The sequence below is a fragment of the Flavobacterium sp. GQ95 genome (genome assembly GCF_059758655.1).
This window is the reverse complement of sequence record NZ_JCAXEB010000001.1, coordinates 514,674-537,028: the sequence shown is the minus strand read 5'-3', so window position 1 is coordinate 537,028 and position 22,355 is coordinate 514,674. Positions and strand designations below refer to the sequence as shown.

General features: G+C 35.0%; 18 protein-coding genes. 13 read left to right on the top strand and 5 right to left on the bottom strand.

The genetic code is table 11. From position 1 onward, the window contains the following. Positions 1–213 precede the first annotated feature (213 nt). From AC6CH4_RS02355 to AC6CH4_RS02305, 11 genes are all read left to right on the top strand, one after another. Positions 214–3,324, top strand: a complete 3,111-nt coding sequence (locus AC6CH4_RS02355) for a SusC/RagA family TonB-linked outer membrane protein (RefSeq protein ID WP_498099823.1) — start codon at positions 214–216, stop codon at positions 3,322–3,324. A 13-nt stretch (positions 3,325–3,337) separates the two neighbouring features. Then, entirely contained in the window at positions 3,338–4,849 is a 1,512-nt protein-coding gene (locus AC6CH4_RS02350) for a RagB/SusD family nutrient uptake outer membrane protein (RefSeq protein ID WP_498099821.1), read from the top strand. Positions 4,850–4,872: 23 nt separating this feature from the next. Next, the gene (locus AC6CH4_RS02345) at positions 4,873–5,733 is read left to right on the top strand and encodes a hypothetical protein (protein ID WP_498099819.1); all 861 of its coding nucleotides are present in this window, start codon (positions 4,873–4,875) and stop codon (positions 5,731–5,733) included. Positions 5,734–5,882: 149 nt separating this feature from the next. Further along, a complete protein-coding gene (locus tag AC6CH4_RS02340) occupies positions 5,883–7,337 on the top strand; it encodes a glycoside hydrolase family 30 protein (RefSeq protein WP_498099817.1) in 1,455 nt (484 codons plus the stop codon). Positions 7,338–7,430: 93 nt separating this feature from the next. After that, positions 7,431–8,894 (top strand): glycoside hydrolase family 30 protein, encoded by a 1,464-nt coding sequence (locus AC6CH4_RS02335; RefSeq protein ID WP_498099815.1) that lies wholly within the window; start codon positions 7,431–7,433, stop codon positions 8,892–8,894. Positions 8,895–8,921: 27 nt separating this feature from the next. Next, a complete protein-coding gene (locus AC6CH4_RS02330) occupies positions 8,922–10,400 on the top strand; it encodes a glycoside hydrolase family 30 protein (protein WP_498099813.1) in 1,479 nt (492 codons plus the stop codon). 36 nt (positions 10,401–10,436) lie between these two features. Continuing rightward, entirely contained in the window at positions 10,437–12,191 is a 1,755-nt protein-coding gene (locus AC6CH4_RS02325) for a cellulase family glycosylhydrolase (protein ID WP_498099811.1), read from the top strand. Positions 12,192–12,210: 19 nt separating this feature from the next. Next, positions 12,211–13,290, top strand: a complete 1,080-nt coding sequence (locus tag AC6CH4_RS02320) for a glycoside hydrolase family 16 protein (RefSeq protein WP_498099809.1) — start codon at positions 12,211–12,213, stop codon at positions 13,288–13,290. A 73-nt stretch (positions 13,291–13,363) separates the two neighbouring features. Next, complete coding sequence (locus AC6CH4_RS02315; RefSeq protein ID WP_498099807.1) at positions 13,364–14,203, top strand: endonuclease/exonuclease/phosphatase family protein; 840 nt, start codon at positions 13,364–13,366, stop codon at positions 14,201–14,203. Positions 14,204–14,205: 2 nt separating this feature from the next. Next, positions 14,206–15,630: a glycoside hydrolase family 30 protein gene (locus AC6CH4_RS02310; protein ID WP_498099805.1), complete on the top strand. Its 1,425-nt coding sequence runs from the start codon at positions 14,206–14,208 to the stop codon at positions 15,628–15,630. Between the two features lie 14 nt (positions 15,631–15,644). Next, positions 15,645–17,873 carry a glycoside hydrolase family 3 N-terminal domain-containing protein gene (locus AC6CH4_RS02305; RefSeq protein ID WP_498099803.1) on the top strand — a complete coding sequence of 743 codons (2,229 nt, stop codon included), beginning with the start codon at positions 15,645–15,647 and terminating at the stop codon, positions 17,871–17,873. A 51-nt stretch (positions 17,874–17,924) separates the two neighbouring features. Here the strand turns inward: AC6CH4_RS02305 and AC6CH4_RS02300 are convergent, their stop codons facing one another. After that, a complete protein-coding gene (locus AC6CH4_RS02300) occupies positions 17,925–18,254 on the bottom strand; it encodes a hypothetical protein (RefSeq protein WP_498099801.1) in 330 nt (109 codons plus the stop codon). A gap of 223 nt (positions 18,255–18,477) precedes the next feature. On the opposite strand from AC6CH4_RS02300, the gene AC6CH4_RS02295 reads away from it, so the two are divergent. Continuing rightward, positions 18,478–19,233: an NUDIX hydrolase gene (locus tag AC6CH4_RS02295; RefSeq protein ID WP_498099799.1), complete on the top strand. Its 756-nt coding sequence runs from the start codon at positions 18,478–18,480 to the stop codon at positions 19,231–19,233. Between the two features lie 30 nt (positions 19,234–19,263). Then, on the top strand, positions 19,264–19,584 hold the full coding sequence (locus AC6CH4_RS02290; RefSeq protein ID WP_498099797.1) for an MmcQ/YjbR family DNA-binding protein: 321 nt from the start codon (positions 19,264–19,266) through the stop codon (positions 19,582–19,584). A gap of 4 nt (positions 19,585–19,588) precedes the next feature. Here AC6CH4_RS02290 and AC6CH4_RS02285 read toward each other — a convergent pair whose 3' ends face one another. The 4 genes from AC6CH4_RS02285 to AC6CH4_RS02270 all read right to left on the bottom strand — a co-directional run bounded on the left by AC6CH4_RS02285 (position 19,589) and on the right by AC6CH4_RS02270 (position 22,281). Beyond that, positions 19,589–20,197 carry an alpha-ketoglutarate-dependent dioxygenase AlkB family protein gene (locus AC6CH4_RS02285; protein WP_498099795.1) on the bottom strand — a complete coding sequence of 203 codons (609 nt, stop codon included), beginning with the start codon at positions 20,195–20,197 and terminating at the stop codon, positions 19,589–19,591. Then, on the bottom strand, positions 20,184–20,429 hold the full coding sequence (locus AC6CH4_RS02280; RefSeq protein WP_498100603.1) for an Ada metal-binding domain-containing protein: 246 nt from the start codon (positions 20,427–20,429) through the stop codon (positions 20,184–20,186). The genes AC6CH4_RS02285 and AC6CH4_RS02280 overlap by 14 nt, the downstream gene beginning before the upstream one ends. Before the next feature lie 235 nt (positions 20,430–20,664). Continuing rightward, positions 20,665–21,378: a 2OG-Fe(II) oxygenase gene (locus tag AC6CH4_RS02275; protein WP_498099793.1), complete on the bottom strand. Its 714-nt coding sequence runs from the start codon at positions 21,376–21,378 to the stop codon at positions 20,665–20,667. Between the two features lie 51 nt (positions 21,379–21,429). Beyond that, entirely contained in the window at positions 21,430–22,281 is an 852-nt protein-coding gene (locus AC6CH4_RS02270) for a methylated-DNA--[protein]-cysteine S-methyltransferase (RefSeq protein WP_498099791.1), read from the bottom strand. Positions 22,282–22,355: the final 74 nt, after the last annotated feature.

Genomic DNA, 22,355 nt, shown 5'->3' with positions numbered 1-22,355 from the left:
GTGTTTATTTTTACAATTAACATTTTGATAACATCTTGAATTTTATTTTTAAAATATTAAAAATCAATAAATTATAAAAAAAATGATGTGTTTTTGTAATGTGATAAATTTTACTTTGATGTGTTTTTGTAATGAATTTTAATTGTTGATAGTAAAAAAATAACATTATTATTGCATCAAATTACTAATTAATTAACCAAAATTTTTAGAAAAATGAAATTAACAAAATTACTTATTTTTTGTGTTTCATCTTTGTTATTCTCGGTTATAGCTGTGGCTCAGGATGTCACGGTAAATGGGATGATAAACGATGAAAGTGGAATGCCAGTTCCAGGTGCAACAGTTGTATTAAAAGGAACAACAAAATCAACGGCATCAGATTTTGATGGAAAATTCCAAATTCAAGTACCTTCAAGCGGTGTTTTGGTAGTTACTTTTATTGGATATGCTGCAGTTAATGAGGCTGTAAATGGAAGAACAAAAATTACAATTCAATTAAAACCAGAATCACAATCATTAAATGAAGTTGTGGTTGTAGGATACGGTACTCAGAAGAAAGCAGTAGTAACTGGAGCTATCTCTAGTGTAAAAGCGGCTGATCTTGAAAAAGTACCAAACGGAAGAGTTGAGCAGGCTTTACAAGGTAGAGTTGCAGGTGTTACAATTGCATCAAGTTCAGGGCAACCGGGTTCGGCTTCTACAATTCGTATTCGTGGTATAACTACTTTTGGAGATGGTGGAAACAATCCTCTGTGGGTAGTTGACGGTAACGTTGTTGATGCGGGAGGAATTGGTTATTTAAATCAATCAGATATTGAATCTATTGAGGTTCTTAAAGATGCTGCTTCTGCTGCAATTTATGGAACACGTGCTGCAACAGGGGTAATCTTAGTTACTACCAAAAAAGGAAAATCAGGTAAAATATCAGTAAACTATACTGGTTTCTCTGGAGTTTCTTCTGCAGCAAAAAAACTTGATCTATTGAATGCTACACAATATGCTACTATAATGAATGAAAAATCATTAGCAGATGGTGGAGCAATTAGATACGCAAATCCTAATGCTTTAGGAAATGGTACAAATTGGCAAGATGCGATCTTTAATGATCAGGCTTACAGATATTCTCACGAATTAAGCATTAGTGGAGGAGGAGAATCTTCAACTTTTTATGCTTCTTTTGGAGTTCAGGATCAACAAGGTATCGTAACAAGCGAAATCTCTAATTACACAAAAAAGAGTTTTCGTTTAAACTCTACGCACAAAATATCTAAGTATTTTACTTTCGGGCAAACTTTTGGATACACGAAACAAAAGACTTTAGATGTAGGGAATAAAAACAGTGAATTTGGTGGACCTTTAAGTTCAGCTATCAACCTTGATCCAACTACACCATTAGTAGTTACTGATCCGGTTGTTGCTAACGCAGCTCCATATTCTACAAATCCTGTAATGCGTGACGAGAATGGAAATCCTTATGGTATTTCTACTGTTGTTGGTCAGGAAATGACAAACCCTTTAGGATATGTTCAAACTAGATTAGGAAGATACAATTGGTCTGATGATTTTGTTGGAAACGCTTATCTTGAAGCAAACATTATAGATGGCTTAAAATTTAGAACTACACTTGGTGGTAAAATGGCCTACTGGGGAGAACAAGGTTTTACACCTGTAAACTTCTTAAGCGCAAACGTAAATACACTTAAAAACAGTTACTATCAAATAAACAGAAAATCATTTGCATGGAACATTGAAAACGTTCTTACTTATGCAAAGAAATTTGGAGATCATAATGTAAGCGTTTTATTGGGACAGGGAACGTATGTTGAAAACATAGGTGGTGAAGTAGGAGCTACAATGTTTGGTTTACCGATTACTAGTTATAAAGATGCATCATTTGATTTTGATATTCCACAATCAGACAGAAGCAGTTCGACAGATGATTATATTCAGCATAAAGTAACGTCTTTATTTAGCCGTCTTAACTATGATTATAAGGAGAAATACCTTTTCATGGGAGTAGTTCGTCGTGATGGATCAACTCGTTTTGGAGAAAATAATAAATTTGGAGTTTTTCCTTCATTCTCTTTAGGATGGGTAGCTTCTAAAGAAGATTTCTGGAAAGAAAATAATGTAGTTAATACATTAAAATTCCGTGGAGGTTATGGAGTTGTAGGTAATGACCAGGTAGCTGATTTCAGATATATCTCTTTAGTATCTGGTGGATATAACTATTCTTTTGGAAATACCGGATCTATAACAACTGGTTATGCTAATGTAACTCTTGATAACCCTGATTTGAAATGGGAAGAAACTTCTCAGGTAGGATTTGGTATAGATGCAAGATTGTTTAATGATTTCAACTTCACTTTTGACTATTACAAGAAAAAAACAACAGGTATCTTAAGACCAGTAGTTATTCCTGGATATGTAGGTGTTGCAGAGCAACCATGGGCTAACGTTGCTGATATGAACAATAGTGGTCTTGAGTTTGAACTTGGCTACAAGAAAAGATTAGGTGAGTTTAACTTAGGAGTAAACGGAAACGTTGCAACTTTGAAAAATGAAGTTACTTATGTAGGACCTGATACTCAATTTATCATTGGAGATGCTTCTTTCCAATCTATGGGGCCTGTTACAAGAACTCAGGTTGGTCATTCATACAATGAATTTTTTGGATACAAAACAGCAGGTATTTTTCAAAACGAAGCTGAAATTGCTGCTTATACAAATGCTGCTGGCGGATTAATTCAACCAGGTGCTAAACCAGGAGATTTCCGTTGGGTTGATAATAATGGAGATGGTTCTATTTCTGATGACGACAAACAATTCTTAGGAACAAGTTTACCAAAATTAACTTTCGGTTTAACTGTAAACTTAGATTATAAAAACTTCGATTTCATGGCATTTGCTCAAGGAGCTTCAGGAAACAAAATTTTTCAGGGATTACGCAGATTAGATATCTTAAACGCTAACTATCAAACAGAAGCTTTAGGGCGTTGGACAGGTGAAGGAACATCAAACGATTATCCTAGACTTGCAAACAATGACGGAAATGGAAACTTTAGTAAAATGTCTGATTTCTATCTTGAAAAAGGAGATTACGTACGTTTGAAAATTGTTCAATTTGGATACACACTTCCTCTTAATTTGTCTTCTAAAATCGGCGCAGATAAGATTCGCTTCTATGTTACAGGTGAGAATTTAATAACGTTTACTAAATATACTGGATACGATCCAGAAATTGGAGGTCAGGTATTAGGTATAGACAGAGGTATTTATCCACAAGCAAAATCATTTATGCTTGGAGCTAACTTACAATTTTAATACATAAAGAATCATGAAAAATATAAAATTTAAATATATATACATTGCTGTGGCAATGGCTGCTTTGGCAGGTGCTTGCTCTGAAGACTTTGTCACCATTGAACCAAAAGGATCTTTCCTTTCAACAAGTTATTATTCTAATGAGCAACAAGCAACAGCCGCGCTTGTTGGGGTTTATGATCCTTTGAGAAAAAATACTGGCGGATTTGAAAATTTAGTAGCAATGCTGAATGCCGGTTCTGATGATTTTTATGCTGGTGGTGGTGGTGCTTCCGATGGTACTGGAATTCAGAATTTTTCTACGCACTCATTAAGTTCCTTACTTATCCCGGGAAGTTTCTGGAATGATCATTACCAAGGTATTTACAGAGCTAATGTCTTGTTATCAAAAATGTCTGGTGTTGATATGTCAGATGCATTAAAGGTTAGATTCACAGCAGAATCAAAAGCATTGAGAGGATTTTACTATTTTAACTTAGTAAGATTGTTTAAAAATGTTCCTTTAATTCTGGAGCCATTAACGACAGCTAGCATCTTAGATGTAGAACAGGCAACTCCTGAAGCTGTTTATGCTCAAATTGAAAAAGATTTATTAGAGGCAATTCCTGGTTTACCAACAAGTGTTGATGCTACAACAGGATCAGGACGTTTGACCAGAGGTGCTGCTCAGGCATTATTAGGAAAAGTTTATTTATTTGAAGGGAAAAAACCTGAAGCTGCAGCTATTTTGGCACAGGTAAACGGAACTCCTGGAGCAACAAATCAATACGGAAATAAATTGCTTGTCAGCTTTAGCGATTTATGGGTAACATCTAACAAGTTCAATGCTGAATCACTTCTTGAAGTATCACACACAAGTGCTGGTAACTCTGATTGGGGATTCTGGGGATCTGGTAGAGACGAAGGAAACTCATTAAATGTTATGGTAGGGCCAAGAGGTTATTCAAGACCTGCAAATTCTACAGCTCCCGATCTTCCTTCAGGATGGAGTTTTAGTATACCTACACAAAAATTGTATGATGCCATGAAAGATGATCCAAGATTCGAGGCTACAATTTTAGATGTAAAAGCATTAAAAGCAGCTGGAAAAGCAGATTATATTGGTGGATATCAGGACACAGGATATTTTCTGAACAAATTTTTACCAAGAAAATCTGATGTTCGTACTGGTGGAGGTGCTGCGGAGTTAAACTACAAACAAAATTCGTATATCATCAGACTTGCTGATACTTACTTAATGGAAGCTGAAGCATTAGGTTCTGGAGCAAGAGCTCAGGCATTATTAGATGCTGTTAGAGCAAGAGTTGGATTGGCACCTGTTCCTGTAACATTGGCTGCTATTAAAAATGAAAGAAGAATGGAACTTGCAGGTGAAGGTCACAGATTCTTTGATTTAGTACGTTGGGGTGATGCTGCAACTGCTTTAGCTGATAGAGGTTTTAATGCTGGTACTGATGAGATTTTTCCAATTCCATTTGTTGAATTGACTGGTACTAAATTGAAACAAAATCCTAATTACGAATAACCAATAACCAAAAACCAAAAAAAATGAACCTAAATATAAATTTGAAAAAAAGTGTATTCCTAATGCTGGCTTTAGCATTAGGTACACTAATAAGTTGCGAAGATGAAGTTGGAAATGGTAATGGCTTAACCGCTACTAATGTTGATGCTTCATTTACTGTAACTCCAGTTACTGGCGCTGTAAATACTTATCTTTTAACAGCACAACCAAAAGGTGTTATTTCATCAAAATGGAATACAGGCGACGGTGAATATGCTGGTAAAATGAATGAAACTATCGTATTGCCAGATGCAGGAACTTATACAATAACACATACAGCTATTGGAGCCGGAGGAGCGACAGGAATAACTACTTCACAGATTGTTGTTGCTACTTCTGATCCTGTAAAAGGAAACTTAGTAAAAGGAGGCTCATTTCTGACTGCTTCTGACCAGGCAAACTGGAAAAAAGTAGCATATGAAGCAGGTGGTGACTGGACGTACAGTTCTAAAGGGGCGACAGTTGCCGGGGGACATGCCGGTATTTATCAGGCTATTGATGTTGTAAAAGATAAAGAATATACAATTGATATGACTGTTACTGCTGGTGCATCGACTAATATGTGGTTTGAAGTTTACGCAGGTAAAGCTGATCCGGCTGTAACTAGTGGTGATTATAGTGACGGAGGAAAAGTAATGGGACTGAACACTTGGGACGGTTGTGGTAATGCTGTAGTTTCAGGTAAATTATCGGCTATTGGATGTACTAAGAACGCAAAATTAGATAAAATTAGTAACGTAGTTAAATTTGATATTACGGGAAAAATTTATTTAATGATTAGATGCGGAGGAGGAATTGCTCCAGGTGGTATTACTATCAAAAGTGTAGAATTACGCGGAAAATAATAAGTTTAAGTTAAGTTTAAGTTTGGTTGTAAATAGCCCATAATCATTATGAGTATGGGCTATTTTTTAAATCCTTAAGCAATGAAAAATTGTTTTTTGAAAAGCAATTTCTCTAAAAACTTCAATTAGAATTTAATAATAAGAAAAGAATGAAAAAAAATAGTTTTAAAATTCTATGTTTTTTGTTTTCGTTGACTGCTTTTGCCCAACAACCAAAAACAAAAAAAGAGTTTACAACCAATGGAAAAAAAATAACGGTTTATACTACTGCTGAAAATTCAAATTTAAGAATTACTTCTACAGATAATTTAACCTTTTCAGCATCAAAACAACCTCTTGAAATTGAAACATCAGTTTTTGTAGAGCCATCAAAAAAATTCCAGACTTTCATGGGAATTGGTGGTGCTATTACTGACGCAAGTGCCGAAATTTTCGCTAAACTTTCAAAAGAAAAACAAACAGAATTCTTAAATGCCTATTACGATAAAAACAAAGGTATTGGCTATTCTTTGCTAAGAACAACGATACAAAGTTCTGATTTTAGCAGTGGAAGCTATTCTTATATTGAAGAAGGTGACAAAGATTTAAAAACGTTTTCTATTGATCACGATAGACAATATCGCATTCCGTTACTAAAACAGGCGATTCAGACTGCCGGAGGAAAACTGTTAACTTATGTTGCTCCATGGTCACCAAATGCTTTCATGAAAAGTAATAAAGATGTGTTGAAAGGCGGAACATTATTGCCGGAATATTATCAGACCTGGGCAAATTTTTATGTCAAATTTATAAAAGCGTATGAGAAAGAAGGAATTCCAATTTGGGGAACTTCTACTCAAAATGAACCAATGGCGGTACAAACATGGGAATCTTGTATTTATACTGCTGAAGCAGAAAGAGATTTCATTAAAAATTTCCTTGGGCCAACATTGAAAAAAGAAAAACTTGGGGACGTAAAAATCATAGCCTGGGATCATAACCGTGATTTAATGAATTACAGAGCCAATGTTATTTACTCTGATCCTGAAGCTTCAAAATATGTTTGGGGAATGGGTTTTCACTGGTATGAAAACTGGTCAGGAGGCGCTTCAATGTTTGATAATGTTGCCAAAGTAAAAGAGGCTTATCCTGATAAAGGTTTAATGTTTACTGAAGGTTGTGTTGAAAAGTTTGATGCCAAAAAATATCAATTTTGGGGTAACGGCGAAAGATACGGTATCTCTATGATTAATGATTTTAATAATGGAACTGCTGGTTGGACAGACTGGAATATTCTTTTAGATCAAAATGGTGGTCCTAACCATGTTGGAAATTTTTGTTTTTCACCAATTCATGCTGACACTACAACGGGAGAGTTAATTTATACGCCTTCTTATTATTATATCGGGCATTTTTCAAAATTCATTCGACTGAATGCTGTAAGAGTGAGTTCTGCGGTTAGCAGAAGCGCTTTATTAAGTACTTCATTTTTGAATACTGACGGAACTATGGCAACAATTGTTATGAACCAAACCGATAAAGAGGTTACTTATAATCTAATCATAGCTGCTGAAAAAACAGTAGTTAAAATTCCTGCGCATGCTATACAGACACTTGTATATTAATATTTTATAAAGAGTAAGAGAGTTAATTGAATCATCCATTTTAACCCTCGATTACTTGAATTTTAAATTAAATCCTTTTTTTGAAAAGTAACAATGAAAGCCATAAATAGAATTTTAATAGCTCCAATACTAATTCTGCAATTAAGTTGCTCTTCTTCAAAGGTTGTGGATGAAACTACTGTTTCTACCTCTAAATCAAACAAAAAAGTTCAGGTATATACTACTGCCCAAAACACTAATTTGAGATTATCATTATCTAATAATTTAATTTCAAATACACAACAAACAAATTCAACAGTATCTATTGTTATAGATGGTGCAAAAACAGATCAGACTTTTTTAGGAATTGGTGGCGCCATTACAGATGCAAGTGCAGAAGTTTTTGCCAAATTATCTCCTAAAAAACAACAGGAATTCCTGACTGCCTATTACGATAAAGACAAAGGAATTGGTTATTCATTAGCCAGAACCAACATTCATAGCTGCGATTTTAGCAGTGAAAGTTACACTTATGTTTCTGAAGGTGACAAAGAATTAAAAACCTTCAATATTGATCACGATAGAAAATATCGAATTCCATTACTCAAAAAAGCAATTGAAACGGCCGGCGGGAAATTAACCTTATTTGTTAGTCCGTGGAGTCCCCCAGCTTTCATGAAAGACAATAATGATATTTTGCACGGCGGCGTTCTATTGCCTGAGTTTGCACAATCATGGGCAAATTATTATGCTAAATTTATTAAGGAATATGAAAAAGAAGGTATTCCCATTTGGGGATTAACCATTCAGAATGAACCAATGGCCAAACAGAGATGGGAATCTTGCATATATACGCCAGAAGCTGAAAGGGATTTTCTGAAAAATTTCCTCGGACCAACTTTAGAAAAAGAAGGATTAGGTTCTAAAAATATTATCATTTGGGATCACAATCGCGGTGATCAGTTAGAAACCAGAGCTAACCTTGTTTTTTCAGATCCTGAAGTTTCAAAATACGCCTGGGGAATTGGATTTCACTGGTATGAAACCTGGAGAGGCGGACTTCCACAATTCCAATCTGTGGCGAACGTACACAAGGATTTTCCAAACAAAAATTTAATTTTTACAGAAGGCTGCGTTGAAAAATTTGACGCCACAAAATTTCAATTTTGGGGAAATGCAGAGCGTTATGGACTGAACATGATTAATGATTTTAATAATGGAACTGTTGGCTGGACAGATTGGAATATTCTCTTAGACCAAAATGGAGGACCTAATCATGTCGGGAATTTTTGTTTCGCGCCAATTCATGCTGACACATCAAAAGACGAATTGATCTTTACGCCAATGTATTATTATATTGGACATCTCTCAAAATTTATTCAGCTAAATGCTAAAAGAATAAATCAAACAATTAGTGATCAAACCCTTTTAAGTACGTCGTTTAAAAATCCTGACGGAAAAATGGCCACTGTCGTTATGAACCAATCTGATAAAAATGTTGTTTATAGTTTAATAAATAATACTATAAAAACCACTATAACTATTCCGCCACATGCTATACAAACCATTGTATACTAATGGCACTACTAACTAAAAACTAAAAAAATGAAACTAAATTTTAAAACTACTATAAAAGCATTGTTTTTTGCGATAGCAATATTCGCACAGGTAAAATGCTCTTCATCAAACGATGCAACAGATCCGGCACCGCCACCCGTTATTCCTCCGGTAGTACCGCCAGTTGTAGTAACAAATGATGTGGATTTCTGGTTGACTAAAGGTGATCAAAGTGTTTTATTGGCAAAACAGACCGGAACTTTAGGATTTGGAACTGCTCCTAATACTTATAACAATATCGAAGTAAGTGAATCTCAAAAATATCAGACTGTTGATGGTTTCGGTTACACTTTAACAGGTGGAAGTGCTGAAATGATTAACCAATTAAACGCTGCAAAAAAGAGTGCCTTATTGCAGGAATTATTTGGTTCAGGCGAAAATTCAATTGGCATAAGTTATCTTAGAATTAGTATTGGGGCTTCAGATTTAAATGCAACTCCATTTACCTATAATGATCTTCCTAGTGGAGATACTGATTTAGATTTAGCAAAATTTAGTTTAGATAAAGATAAGGCTGGTGTAATTGCCCTTTTGAAAGAAATTCTGGCAATCAATCCAAAGATTTTGATTATGGCAACACCATGGTCAGCTCCAATTTGGATGAAAGACAAAGACAGTTTTATTGGAGGAAAATTACAGACAAAATATTATGATGTTTACGCAAAATATTTTGTAAAATACATTCAGCAAATGAAGGCTGAAGGAATTACAATTGATGCCGTAACACCTCAAAATGAACCCTTGCATGATGGAAACAATCCAAGTATGTACATGTCTGCAGGAGAACAAGCCAATTTTATTAAAAATAATTTAGGTCCGGCTCTTAAAGCAGCAAACCTTAAGGTAAAAATCATTGCTTACGATCATAATTGTGACAATCCAAATTATCCTAAAGCAATTTTGGCTGATGTCGATGCCAATCCTTTTGTAGACGGATCTGCATTTCACCTTTATGCTGGAGACATCAGTGCTCTTACAAATGTTTACAATTCTTATCCGAGTAAAAATGTGTATTTCACAGAACAATGGACTTCTTCTGCAGGTGAATTTGGAGGTGATTTAAAATGGCATGTCCGAAATGTAATTATTGGTTCGATGAGAAATTATAGTAAAAATGCATTAGAATGGAATTTGGCCAACAACGGCGCATTCGAACCTCACACAACAGGTGGCTGTACTATGTGTAAAGGTGCTTTAACAATAACTACAAGTGAAACTTTTCAGCGTAATGTTGCTTATTACATCATTGCACATGCTTCAAAATTTGTTCCGATGGGCTCTGTTAGAATTGGAAGTAATTCGAGTGGAGATCTTCAAAATGTTGCTTTTATTACACCATCAGGATCAAAAGTTTTAATTGTTGAAAATGACGGAACAGCAAGCCAAATCTTCAATATCAAATTTAATGATAAATGGGTAACAACGTCTTTAGATGCTGGAGCTGTTGGTACTTATACCTGGAAATAGTCATATAAATTATAACGAAAAATAATCATTTTCCAGATGAAAAAAAAAATTATAGCAGTACAACTTTTGCTTTCTATTACGGCTTTCGGGCAAGGTTTTTTGCATAGGGACGGGCAAAATATTGTTGATGGAAACGGTAAAAATGTAATATTAAGAGGTCTTGGTTTAGGCGGGTGGATGGTTCAGGAAGGATATATGTTACAGACACAATCTTTTGCGAGTCCACAATATCAGATTAAACAAAAGATTCAGGAAGTTGCCGGAGAAAAGGGAACCAAAGAATTTTATGCAGCTTATAAAGCAAACGGAATCACAAAACGTGATATTGATTCGTTGGCAGCATGGGGTTTCAATTCGGTTCGTTTGCCAATGCATTATAACTTGTATACACCATCAATTCAGGAAGAAAAAAATGGTGAAATTACCTGGATTGAAGAAGGTTTTACCATGACAGATAATTTACTGAAATGGTGCGCAGAAAATAAAATGTACCTGATTTTAGATTTGCATGCAGCCCCGGGAGGGCAAGGAAACGATGCTGCAATTTCGGATTATGATACTACAAAACCAGCATTGTGGCAAAGTGAAGCCAATCAGAAAAAAATGATTGCCTTATGGAAAAAATTAGCTTCCCGTTACAGAGATAATCCCTGGATTGGAGCTTACGATATTATTAATGAACCAAACTGGAACTTTACCGGAACTAATAAAAACGGTTGTGACGAAAATTCAAACGGTCCATTAAGAGATTTAATGGTGGCTGTAACAAAAGCAATTCGTGAAGTTGACACGAACCACATGGTCATCATTGAAGGAAATTGCTGGGGAAATAATTACAACGGAATTTTTCCTTTATGGGATGAAAATATGGCATTGAGTTTCCATAAATACTGGAATTACAATGATAAAGAATCAATCCAAAAAATGTTGGATTACAGAACGCAATATAACGTTCCGATTTGGTTAGGGGAAAGTGGAGAAAATTCAAATGTTTGGTTTAAAGATGTACTTACATTAATGGAAACCAACAATATTGGATGGGCGTTTTGGCCGATGAAAAAAATAGAAAATATTGCGGGAGTGACTTCGGTTACAAAAATTCCGGAATATGATATTTTATTGAAATATTGGAAAGATGGAGGACAAAAACCATCAGAGGATTTTGCTAAAAAAACTTTGATGAAAATGGCAAATAATTACAAAATGGCAAATATAACGGTTAAGCCAGATGTTATTGATGCAATGTTCAGACAAGTTCAGACTAATGATACCAAACCCTATAAAAAACATATAATTCCTGGAAAAGTTATTGCAACACAATATGATTTGGGAACAAACGGATATGCCTATTCTGATAAAGATTTTGTGAATTACAGAGTGGCGACAGGAAATTTTGATCAATGGAACAAAGGAAACATCATGAGAAATGATGGTGTTGATGTTTTGCCATGTAAAGATTCAGGATCAAACGGTTATCAGGTATCTTTTATTGAGGATGGAGAATGGTTACAATTTACTTCAGAAGTTAAAAAACAAAATACATACAAGGTTGCTATTCGTTACTCAAGTGAAAGTTCAGAAGGTAAACTTCATTTAGAAACAGAAAACGGAAATAAATCTGAAACTATTACACTTGCTCCAACGGGTGATAATAACAAATGGAAAACGGTTGTTTTATCCGGAATAAACCTGAATGCAGGTGTAACCAAAATCAAAGTGGTTTTCGAAAAAGGAGGTTTTAATCTGAATTATCTTGATTTTTCAGAAGGTAAAAAAAGTGCTTCAAAATAATTAACTCAAATCAAAACAAATGAAAATTAATAGTCATATTAAGAAGTTAGGCTTTTTAGCAATTGTTTTATCATTTGTCTCTCAATCCTGCAGCGGCGGTAATGATTCTGGTGATGAAACACCGGCTATTGCGGCTCCTTCAAATCTTTCGGTTCAGATTGATGTAATAGGTAAAACCGTGGCAAATCCTGATGGAGATGGAAGCGGAAAAGTACATTTTACGATTAATGCAGCAAATGCAATTTCGTATAAAGTTTTGATTGATGGGCAGACAAAAGACCTGACAACTGGCGATTTAACGTATGAATTTACAGCGTCGGGAACTAAAAATTATCCCATAATTGTTTCAGCGTACAATGCCGCAGGTCAATTTGTGAGTACGACAACTTCTGTTAACGTTTTTGTGGCCAGAAAAACACTTTGGGCAGATGAATTTGATGTAGATGGTGCGCCAAATACTGCGAAATGGGGATACAATACAGGAACTGGCGATGGCTGGGGGAATAACGAATTAGAATATTACACAACCCGACCGGAAAATGTAATTATTTCAAATGGTACTTTAAAAATTAAAGCCATTAAAGAAGAGTATATGGGCAGTCATTACACTTCAGCAAGAATGCTTACAAAAGGTAAGTTTTCATTTAAATACGGAAGAGCCGAAGTTCGTGCAAAACTACCTGTTGGCGGTGGAACATGGCCTGCATTCTGGATGCTGGGTGCCAATATCGATACTGCTGGTTGGCCATTATGTGGTGAAGTAGATATTTTAGAATCTGTTGGGAATAATCCAAACGTAAATCATTCTTCATTGCATTCCCCTGGACGCTCAGGAAATACGCCAGATACTGCCATTACTACCGTACCAAATTCAGCAACAGAATTTCATGTTTATGCCGCTGATTGGTCTGCAGAAAGTATAAAGTTTTATGTAGATGATAAATTGTTTTACACCTATGCAAATAGTGCCACAACACCTTTTAATCAAAACTTCTTTCTGATTTTGAATTTGGCAATGGGCGGGAATTTTGGAGGAACAGTTGATCCAAATTTCACCACTGCAACCTTCGAAGTCGATTATGTAAGGGTATATAATTAACATAAATTTCAAACTAATTTTTTTCAGTAAGGCGTCGGAAACCCTAGCTTTACGAGATTAAAATTTTTTAAAGATGAAAAAGATAAATAAAATTGTTTTTGTGGTAATGATGCTTTTGATAAGCGGTTCATTTTATGGTCAAAGTTTAAAGTTAATGACCTATAACATTCGTTTAGATGTAGCTTCTGATGAAGAAAATGCATGGCCAAACCGAAAGGATTATTTTACTTCTCAAATACAATTTTACAGTCCGGATATTTTTGGAGTTCAGGAAGCACTGCCAAACCAGGTTATTGATATCGCCTCAGCTTTTCCAAAATACAACAAGTTTGGAATAGGAAGAGAAGATGAAGGAACTGGAGAAGCATGTACGATTTATTATAAAAAAGATCGCTTTAAAGTTCAGGATTCTAATACATTTTGGTTATCAGAAACTCCGAATGTAGTTTCCAGAGGATGGGATGCCGCTTGTAACAGAGTTTGTACGTATGGACTTTTTACAGATGTGAAAACAAAAAAAATATTTTGGGTTTTTAACCTGCATCTGGATCATATGGGTGAAGAAGCAAGAGTAAAGGGAGTGCAGTTGGTGCTTTCGAAAATTGCAGCGATTAACAGCAAAAAATATCCTGTTTTTTTAATGGGAGATTTTAATTCAGAACCTGATACCAAACAAATTGCAGAGATTAGAAAAGTAATGGATGATACCAGAGATGTTTCTAAAGAAAAACCTTTTGGGCCATCAGGAACTTTCAACGGTTTTAAACATGATAAGCCAGTAACATTATTGATAGATTATATTTTTGTATCTAAAAATAGTGGATTAAAAATTGAAAAATACGCAGTTCTAAGTGATTCTAAGGATTTAAAATATCCTTCAGATCATTTGCCTGTCTTAATAGAAATAGATTAAATATGAAAAATAGCATCAAAAAACTTCAGATTTTACTTTTACTGCCTCTTATTGCAGTTCAGATAAAATGTGGATCTTCAAAAAATGCAGCTGCCAATTCTGGTAAAGCTGAATCCTGGATCACAACTACAGATGAATCATCAAAATTGCAAAAACAGAATGATTTGGTTTTCAATTCAGAAACGAATTCAAATCAAACCATTTCAGTTGATGCCTCTCAAAAATTTCAAACTATCGAAGGTTTCGGATTTTCCTTAACAGGAGGAAGTGCTCAGACAATTTTGAAATTGGATAAAGCGAAAAAAGAAGCATTGCTTCAGGAGCTTTTTTCGAGAAAAGAGGATGCCATCGGTTTGAGTTATTTAAGAATCAGTATTGGTGCTTCTGATTTGAATGAAACTGTTTTTTCGTATGATGATATGCCGGAAGGCCAAACCGATTTAAAACTGGAACACTTTAATCTTGGTCCGGATTTAAAAGATGTAGTGCCCGTTTTAAAAGAGATTTTAGCTATAAATCCGAAGATAAAAATTATGGGTTCTCCATGGTCTCCGCCAGTTTGGATGAAAGACAACGGAAGTTCAAAAGGAGGAAGTTTACAGTCTAAATATTATCAGGTTTATGCCGAGTATTTTGTAAAATATATTCAGGCAATGAAAGCTCAGGGAATTATTATTGACGCTATTACACCGCAAAATGAACCATTGCATCCGGGAAATAATCCAAGTTTATTGATGCTTGCAGAACAACAGGCAGATTTCATTGGAAATCATTTAGGTCCCGCTTTCGCAAAAGCAAATATTAAAACTAAAATCGTGGTTTACGATCACAATTGCAACAAACCGGAATATCCTTTGACAATTTTAAATGACCCAAAAGCATTGCCTTTTGTAGCTGGTTCTGCTTTCCATTTATATGAAGGAGATATTAGCGCTCTTTCAACAGTTCACGATGCATTTCCAAACAAAGATTTATATTTTACGGAACAATATACAGGATCAAAAAGCAGTTTTGAATCAGATTTAAAATGGAGTGTAAAAAATGTTGTGATTGGTTCGATGCGAAACTGGAGTGTGAATGCACTTTCATGGGGATTGGCAAATGACGAATTCTACAAACCTTTTACACCAGGTGGATGTTCCACTTGTAAGGGCGCTTTAATGATCGATCAAAATCAAAATATCAAAAGAGAAGTTGGGTATTATATTATCGGACACGCTTCAAAATTTGTTCCGGAAGGATCCGTAAGAATCGGAAGTAATATCAGCGGAAATCTTTATAATGTTGCTTTCAAAACGCCATCAGGACAAATTGTTCTAATTGTAGAAAATGATGGAACTACAGCAGAAACATTCAATATTAAATACAATCAAAAACAAATTTCAACTACTTTAAATGCAGGTGCTGTTGCTACTTACGTTTGGTAATCAAAATTAAATTCATGAAGAAATTAACCACATTTGCCTTGTTGATGGTCTCGTTTTTTGCGGCCGCACAACAGGAAACAATCGATCAGAAAGTAAATGCCTTGCTGAAAAAAATGACTATTGAAGAAAAAATAGGTCAGCTTAATCAGTATACCGGAGATAATTCAGCAACAGGGCCAATCACCATAAATCCAAATAAACAGGCCGAAATTAAAGCAGGTTTAGTAGGTTCGATGTTAAATATCATCGGAACAAAATATACCAGGCAATATCAGGAATTAGCGATGCAATCACGTCTTAAAATCCCATTGTTGTTTGGACAAGATGTTATTCACGGTTATAAAACAACATTCCCAATTCCGTTAGCAGAGGCTGCAAGTTGGGATTTACAAGCAATTGAATTGGCTGCAAGAGTTGCTGCTACAGAAGCTTCGGCAAGCGGTATTCACTGGACATTTGCTCCAATGGTAGATATTGGACGTGACCCAAGATGGGGAAGAGTGATGGAAGGTGCCGGAGAAGACACTTATCTGGGTTCTAAAATTGCTTATGCAAGAGTAAAAGGTTTTCAGGGAAATAAATTGGGCGATTTAAACTCGGTTATGGCCTGTGTAAAACACTTTGCGGCTTACGGTGCAGGTGTCGGTGGAAGAGATTACAACTCTGTTGATATGAGTGAAAGAATGTTGCTTGAAACCTATTTACCTCCATTTAAAGCAGCTTTAGATGCGGGTGCAGCAACGTTTATGAATTCATTTAATGATCTAAACGGAATTCCGGCAACTGGAAATGCACATTTACAACGCGATATTTTAAAAGGAAAATGGAACTTTCAGGGATTCGTAGTTTCTGACTGGGGTTCAATTGGAGAAATGGTCGCACACGGTTATTCAAAAAATCTTAAAGAAGCTGCCTATTCAGCAATTACTGCAGGAAGCGACATGGATATGGAAAGCAATGCTTACCGATATAATTTGGCCGAATTGGTTAAAGAAGGTAGAGTTTCTATCGATTTAATCGACGACGCTGTGAAACGTATTTTACGTAAAAAATATGAATTAGGTTTATTTGATGATCCTTACCGATATTCAGATGATAAAAGAGCTGAAAAAGCACTAAGTAATCCTGAAAACAGAAAAGCTGCACTTGAAGTAGCTGAAAAAAGTATTGTTTTGTTAAAGAATGAAAACCAAACTTTACCACTTTCTAAAAGTGTAAAAACAATCGCTTTTATTGGTCCAATGGTAAAAGAATACAAAGCCAATATGGGATTTTGGTCAGTTGAATTGCCAGAGGTAAATTATGATAAATGGGTTGTTTCGCAATGGGATGGTTTACAAAATAAAGTGGGTAAAAATACTAAATTATTGTATGCAAAAGGTTGTGAAGTTGACGGAGATAACAAAGATGGTTTTGCCGAAGCTGTAGCCACTGCACAACAAGCTGATGTTGTTATTTTGAGTATTGGTGAAAGACGCGACATGAGTGGTGAGGCAAAAAGTCGAAGCGATCTTCATTTACCAGGTGTTCAGGAAGATTTAGTAAAAGCAATTCAGGCGACAGGAAAACCGGTTGTGGTTTTGGTAAATGCAGGAAGACCACTTATTTTTAACTGGACTGCAGATAATGTGCCGGCAATCGTTTATACGTGGTGGTTAGGAACTGAAGCAGGAACCGCAATTGCTAATGTTTTATTTGGAGATTACAATCCGTCTGGAAAATTGCCTATGACTTTTCCAAGAGAAGTGGGGCAGGTGCCAATTTATTATAATCATTTCAGCACAGGAAGACCAGCTAAAGATGAGGATTCAAAAAATTATGTTTCAGCTTATATCGATTTGAAAAACTCTCCTAAATTTCCTTTTGGATATGGCTTGAGTTATACTAAATTCAATTATACTGATTTGAAATTATCCTCAGCAAAAATTAAAAGTAACGAAACAATTAAAGTTTCTTTTCAATTATCAAATGTTGGCAAAGTTACCGGAGAAGAAGTTGTGCAATTGTATTTGAAAGATAAATTCGGATCTGTTGTTAGACCAGTTTTAGAATTGAGAGATTTTCAAAAAGTAAAATTGAATGCAGGAGAATCTAAAATAATTGAATTTACAATTGACAAAGAGAAACTTTCTTTTTACAATAATAAATTAGAATGGGTTGCTGAACCAGGAGATTTCGAAGTAATGATTGGAGCTTCATCAGCAGATATTAAACTAAAATCAGATTTTGAGTTAGTACAATAATATAGAATGTCAATTAAAAATTGGCGTTATGGATTTTATAAAGGTTTTGAATTATTTCAAAACTGTATTTATAAAATCCATAGCGCCAATTCCTTTATAAGTTGCGTATAACGCTTTATCAAAAGCTTCGCGTTTTGCTTTTTTATCTTTTGCATCATTTTCAACAATCATTTGGTTGAAAATTTTTTCCTGCTGTTGACTGTATTTAATTGATTCTTCTAAAAGATAAGTTTTAGAAACAAATCCGAAAGAAGTCCAGATTTTGGTTCTGATTTTTTGATTTATATTTTTTAACGGATTGGTATTCATATCTCTTGCATTGACTTTCTTATTTGTGATGAAACTAAAAAAAATAAAAATATTCTTACTTTTTGGTTTCAATAATAACAAATGTTTTAATTAATGTGTTATTATGACGCAATGTACTTATTTTTTTTAAATTTGATTTTAATTTTAAGTTAAAATTGTAATCCCAACACTTCTTTATTAAGCACCGGTTTTTTATTGATTTATTATTTTGGATTCCGAAAAATGGTTTGGTTCTGTAAAATGAATTAAATTGCAGAGTTATTCGTAGCAAAAAATTGTATTTAATTGACATTGAATGTTAAAAGACATTATAGAAAATAATCAAAATTACCAACCCGGACTGTCGATCGACTGTGTGATTTTTGGATTTCATGACAATCAGCTTAAGGTTCTTTTGATTAAAATTCCGCATCGTGAAACGTGGTCTTTGCCTGGCGGATTTATTCCGGTAGATCAGGATATTGATGTGGCAGCGGTAACCGTTTTAAATGAAAGAACAGGTGTAGAGGGTATTTTTTTAAGGCAATTTGCCACCTTCGGAAAAGTGAAACGAAACGATCAGCACTTTGATAAAAAGGTGTTGGAGTATTTACAAATTGAAGAAGAAAAAGGGAAATGGCTCATGCGACGTTTTGTGACGATTGGTTATTATGCATTGGTTGATTTCTTAAAAACCATTCCGAAGCCAGCCAATAGAGACGAAGTGATTGAATGGATTGATCACAAAGAAGTTCCCGAACTTATTTTAGATCACAAAGAAATTCTCGATAAAGCTTTAGGTACTTTAAGATTAGAATTAAATTTAATGCCAGTTGGATATAATTTACTCCCAGAGAAATTCACCATTCCGGAACTTCAAAAATTGTATGAAACGATATTGGATAAAAAACTGGACAGAAGAAATTTTCTCCGAAAAATAACCAACATCGGAATCCTGACAAAACTCGACGAAAAGAAAAGTAACGTCGCACACAAAGCCCCAAATTTGTATATTTTTGATAAAGATAAATACGAAGAAGTCCTTAAAAATGGACTGAATCAAGGCTGGTAAAAAATTAGGATTAATTTAAAATTAGGGATTATGGTCTCCATCGAAACATTTAGAAAATTAGCCCTGTCATTTCCGAATGCAACAGAAGAGCCTCATTTCGAGAAAACTTCTTTTCGTGTCAACAAGAAAATCTTCGCCACTTTTGATGAAAAAAATAATCGGGCAGTTTTAAAATTAAATGAAATCGATCAATCTGTTTTTTGTGCTTCAAGCGAAATGATTTTTTATCCAATTCCAAATAAATGGGGAAAACAAGGCTGGACAATTGTCGAACTTTCAAAAGTAAGACCCGAAATGTTTGAAGACGCCCTGATCCGATCTTATGAAAATGTAATTTCAAAAAAGAAATAATTTTCTATCTGACAATAGTTCTAAAAGTCAAATTCACTCTGGGTTTTGAGGTCGTTTTGGTCGGTGGTAAACGATGTAACCAATGCGTTTGTGTTTCATCTTTCATCACTAATAAACTACCATGTTCCAAAATTAATGAAACAACTTCTTTGGTTTCTTTATGTTTGAATCCAAACTTGCGTTCCGCCCCAAAACTAACCGAACCAATTGCACCATTTTTCTTTAAATCTTTTTCGGCATCACTATGCCACGCCATTCCTTCCTCTCCGGAATGATATAAATTAAGCAAACAGGAGTTGAAAGTTTCTCCTGTTTTTTCTTCTATAATCGCTTTTAATTCTAAAAGTTCCTTTGTCCACGGAAGTGCTTTTTTGGTGGTATTCGAATACGTATATTCAAAACCAGAATCGCCGTACCAGGCTACTTTTCGTTTGGTTAAAATTAATTTCCCGAAGATTATGGCTTCGTCATTTTTCCATTCGATAGTATTCAAAAGCACTTCTAAATAATGGTTTGAATCTTCACGAGAAAATAATTTTCCGTAATAATTCACGGTTCCATCTTTCGGAAGCAAATTGGTCGTTTCGTTTGTATGGGGATTAAATAAGTCCATTTTTCCAGTTTTGGTATTCGGTTTTCATGCAATGCCCGCAAGGTCTGAAACCATTTTGTCTGGCCTCATTTTGGGATAAAAAGAAAACCCGATTTTCACGTTTCATTCTTTTTCCCGAACTGCATTTTAATGTTCCGTATATTTTTAGTTTTCGGTTTCCACCGAAGCAAATTTCCGCATTTTTAATTTTATTTCGAAGATCAGAATCAAGAATTTTAGAATGTTCTATCATAATATTTTTTTGTTTTTCTGCCATATTTTACACGTAAAGACGCACAGCAGTGCGTCTACGCAACGATTGATTTTTTGCCACAGATTAAGGATTTAAATTAATTTTTCACGCAGATTAAAGCAGATTTAATTAAAAAATAGTTGCAAATAACAAACTGCGCACATCTGCTTAAATCTTTTTAAAATCTGCGTGAAATAAAAAATTTGCGACTCTGCGACTTACGAGATTAAATTTATTACGAGAGTGCATCATGAAAAATAATCCCTAACGTATGTCGTTCTCCTGAATGAATCTCGCTCACGCCATGTTTCATATTCACACGATAATAGCCTTTTGTGCCTTTTATTGGTCTGAAATTCGTCGTAAAAACTAAAACATCTCCTTTTTTAGGTTTCAAAACAATCGCTTTCGATTGTGCTCTCGGTGTTTGTTGCGTTAAGACAAATTCTCCGCCAGTAAAATCTTCATCGGGTTCGTTTAGGAAGATTACGATTTGAATAGGAAAATAAATATCGCCGTATAAATCCTGATGCAAAGTATTAAAACCACTTTTACCATATTTTAAAATTAAGACAGTTGCTTTTAGTTGATTATTAGCGTGACATTGTTCGAGTAATTTTTCATGTGTTTCCGGAAAAATTGTATTGATGTTTAATACTTTCATCCAGGCATTTGCAATTGGAGCCAGCTTTGGATAAATGGCTGAACGAATGTTTTGAATCAAATTCGGAAGCGGATAATTAAAGTATTTATATTCTCCCAAACCAAATCGATACCGTTCCATAACAACTGTTTTTCGATATAAATTTGGATTATCATAATCGAATTTTAAATCTTCACATTGTTCGTTATTAAGCAAATTTGGAATGACTGCAAATCCATTTTCTTGCATAGATTCGGTGATGCTTTCCCAATTTTGAGAAGCAATTTTTGATTGTATATTTTGCATGGAATTTTTTTTTGTAGAGGCGCACTGCCGTGCATCTTAGTTCTGTAATTTTTAAATTTCTGAGTCAGATTGCGCGCCTTCCCAGCCAATTATAGCCGTTTTACGAGTGTTTCCCCACATATAGCCGCCAAAGGTTCCTGTGGATTGAATAACACGATGACACGGAATTAAAAAAGCTACCGGATTGCTTCCAATAGCCGTTCCGACAGCTCGGGAAGCATTTGGTTTTTCGATTTGATGCGCAATGGAGCCGTAAGTTGACAATTGTCCCATCGGAATTTTAAGCAACGTTTCCCAAACCTTCAATTGGAAATCGGTTCCTTTTAAATGCAGTTTTATTTCAGATAATTTACTCCAGTCGTTTTGGAAAATAAACAAGGCATTTTGTTGTATTAAATCCAGTTTTCGGGAGAATGTGGCATTTTGAAATTTACTTTTTAAATCTGCAAAGCCAATTTCTTCATTTTCGGCGAAAGCCATAAAGCAAATGCCTTTTTGAGTCGAAGCCACAATGATATTCCCAAACGGACTTTCGGCAAAACTGAAATTTATTTCTAAATTCTTTCCGCCATTTTTATATTCGGCTGGCGTCATTCCTTCAATGTTGACGAATAAATCATGCAGACGGCTCGTTCCGGAAAGTCCGGTATCAAAAGCAGCATCAAATAAAGTTGCCTGATTGTCTTCTTTCAGAATTTTTTTAGCGTGTTCGACACTGATATATTGCAAAAACTTCTTCGGACTTGTGCCGGCCCATTCGGTAAACAAACGCTGAAAATGAAACGGACTTAAATGCACTTTTTCGGCAACTTCATCAAGATTGGGTTGCGCTTTAAAATTTGCTTTGATATAATCGATCGCATCTGCAATCCGATTATAATTGATGTTTTCCTGTGTGTTCATTTCTTTCAATTTTATAATGCAAATATCGAACGGTTTTTGCGGGTATAAAATCCGAAACTTGCGAAGTTTTAGTT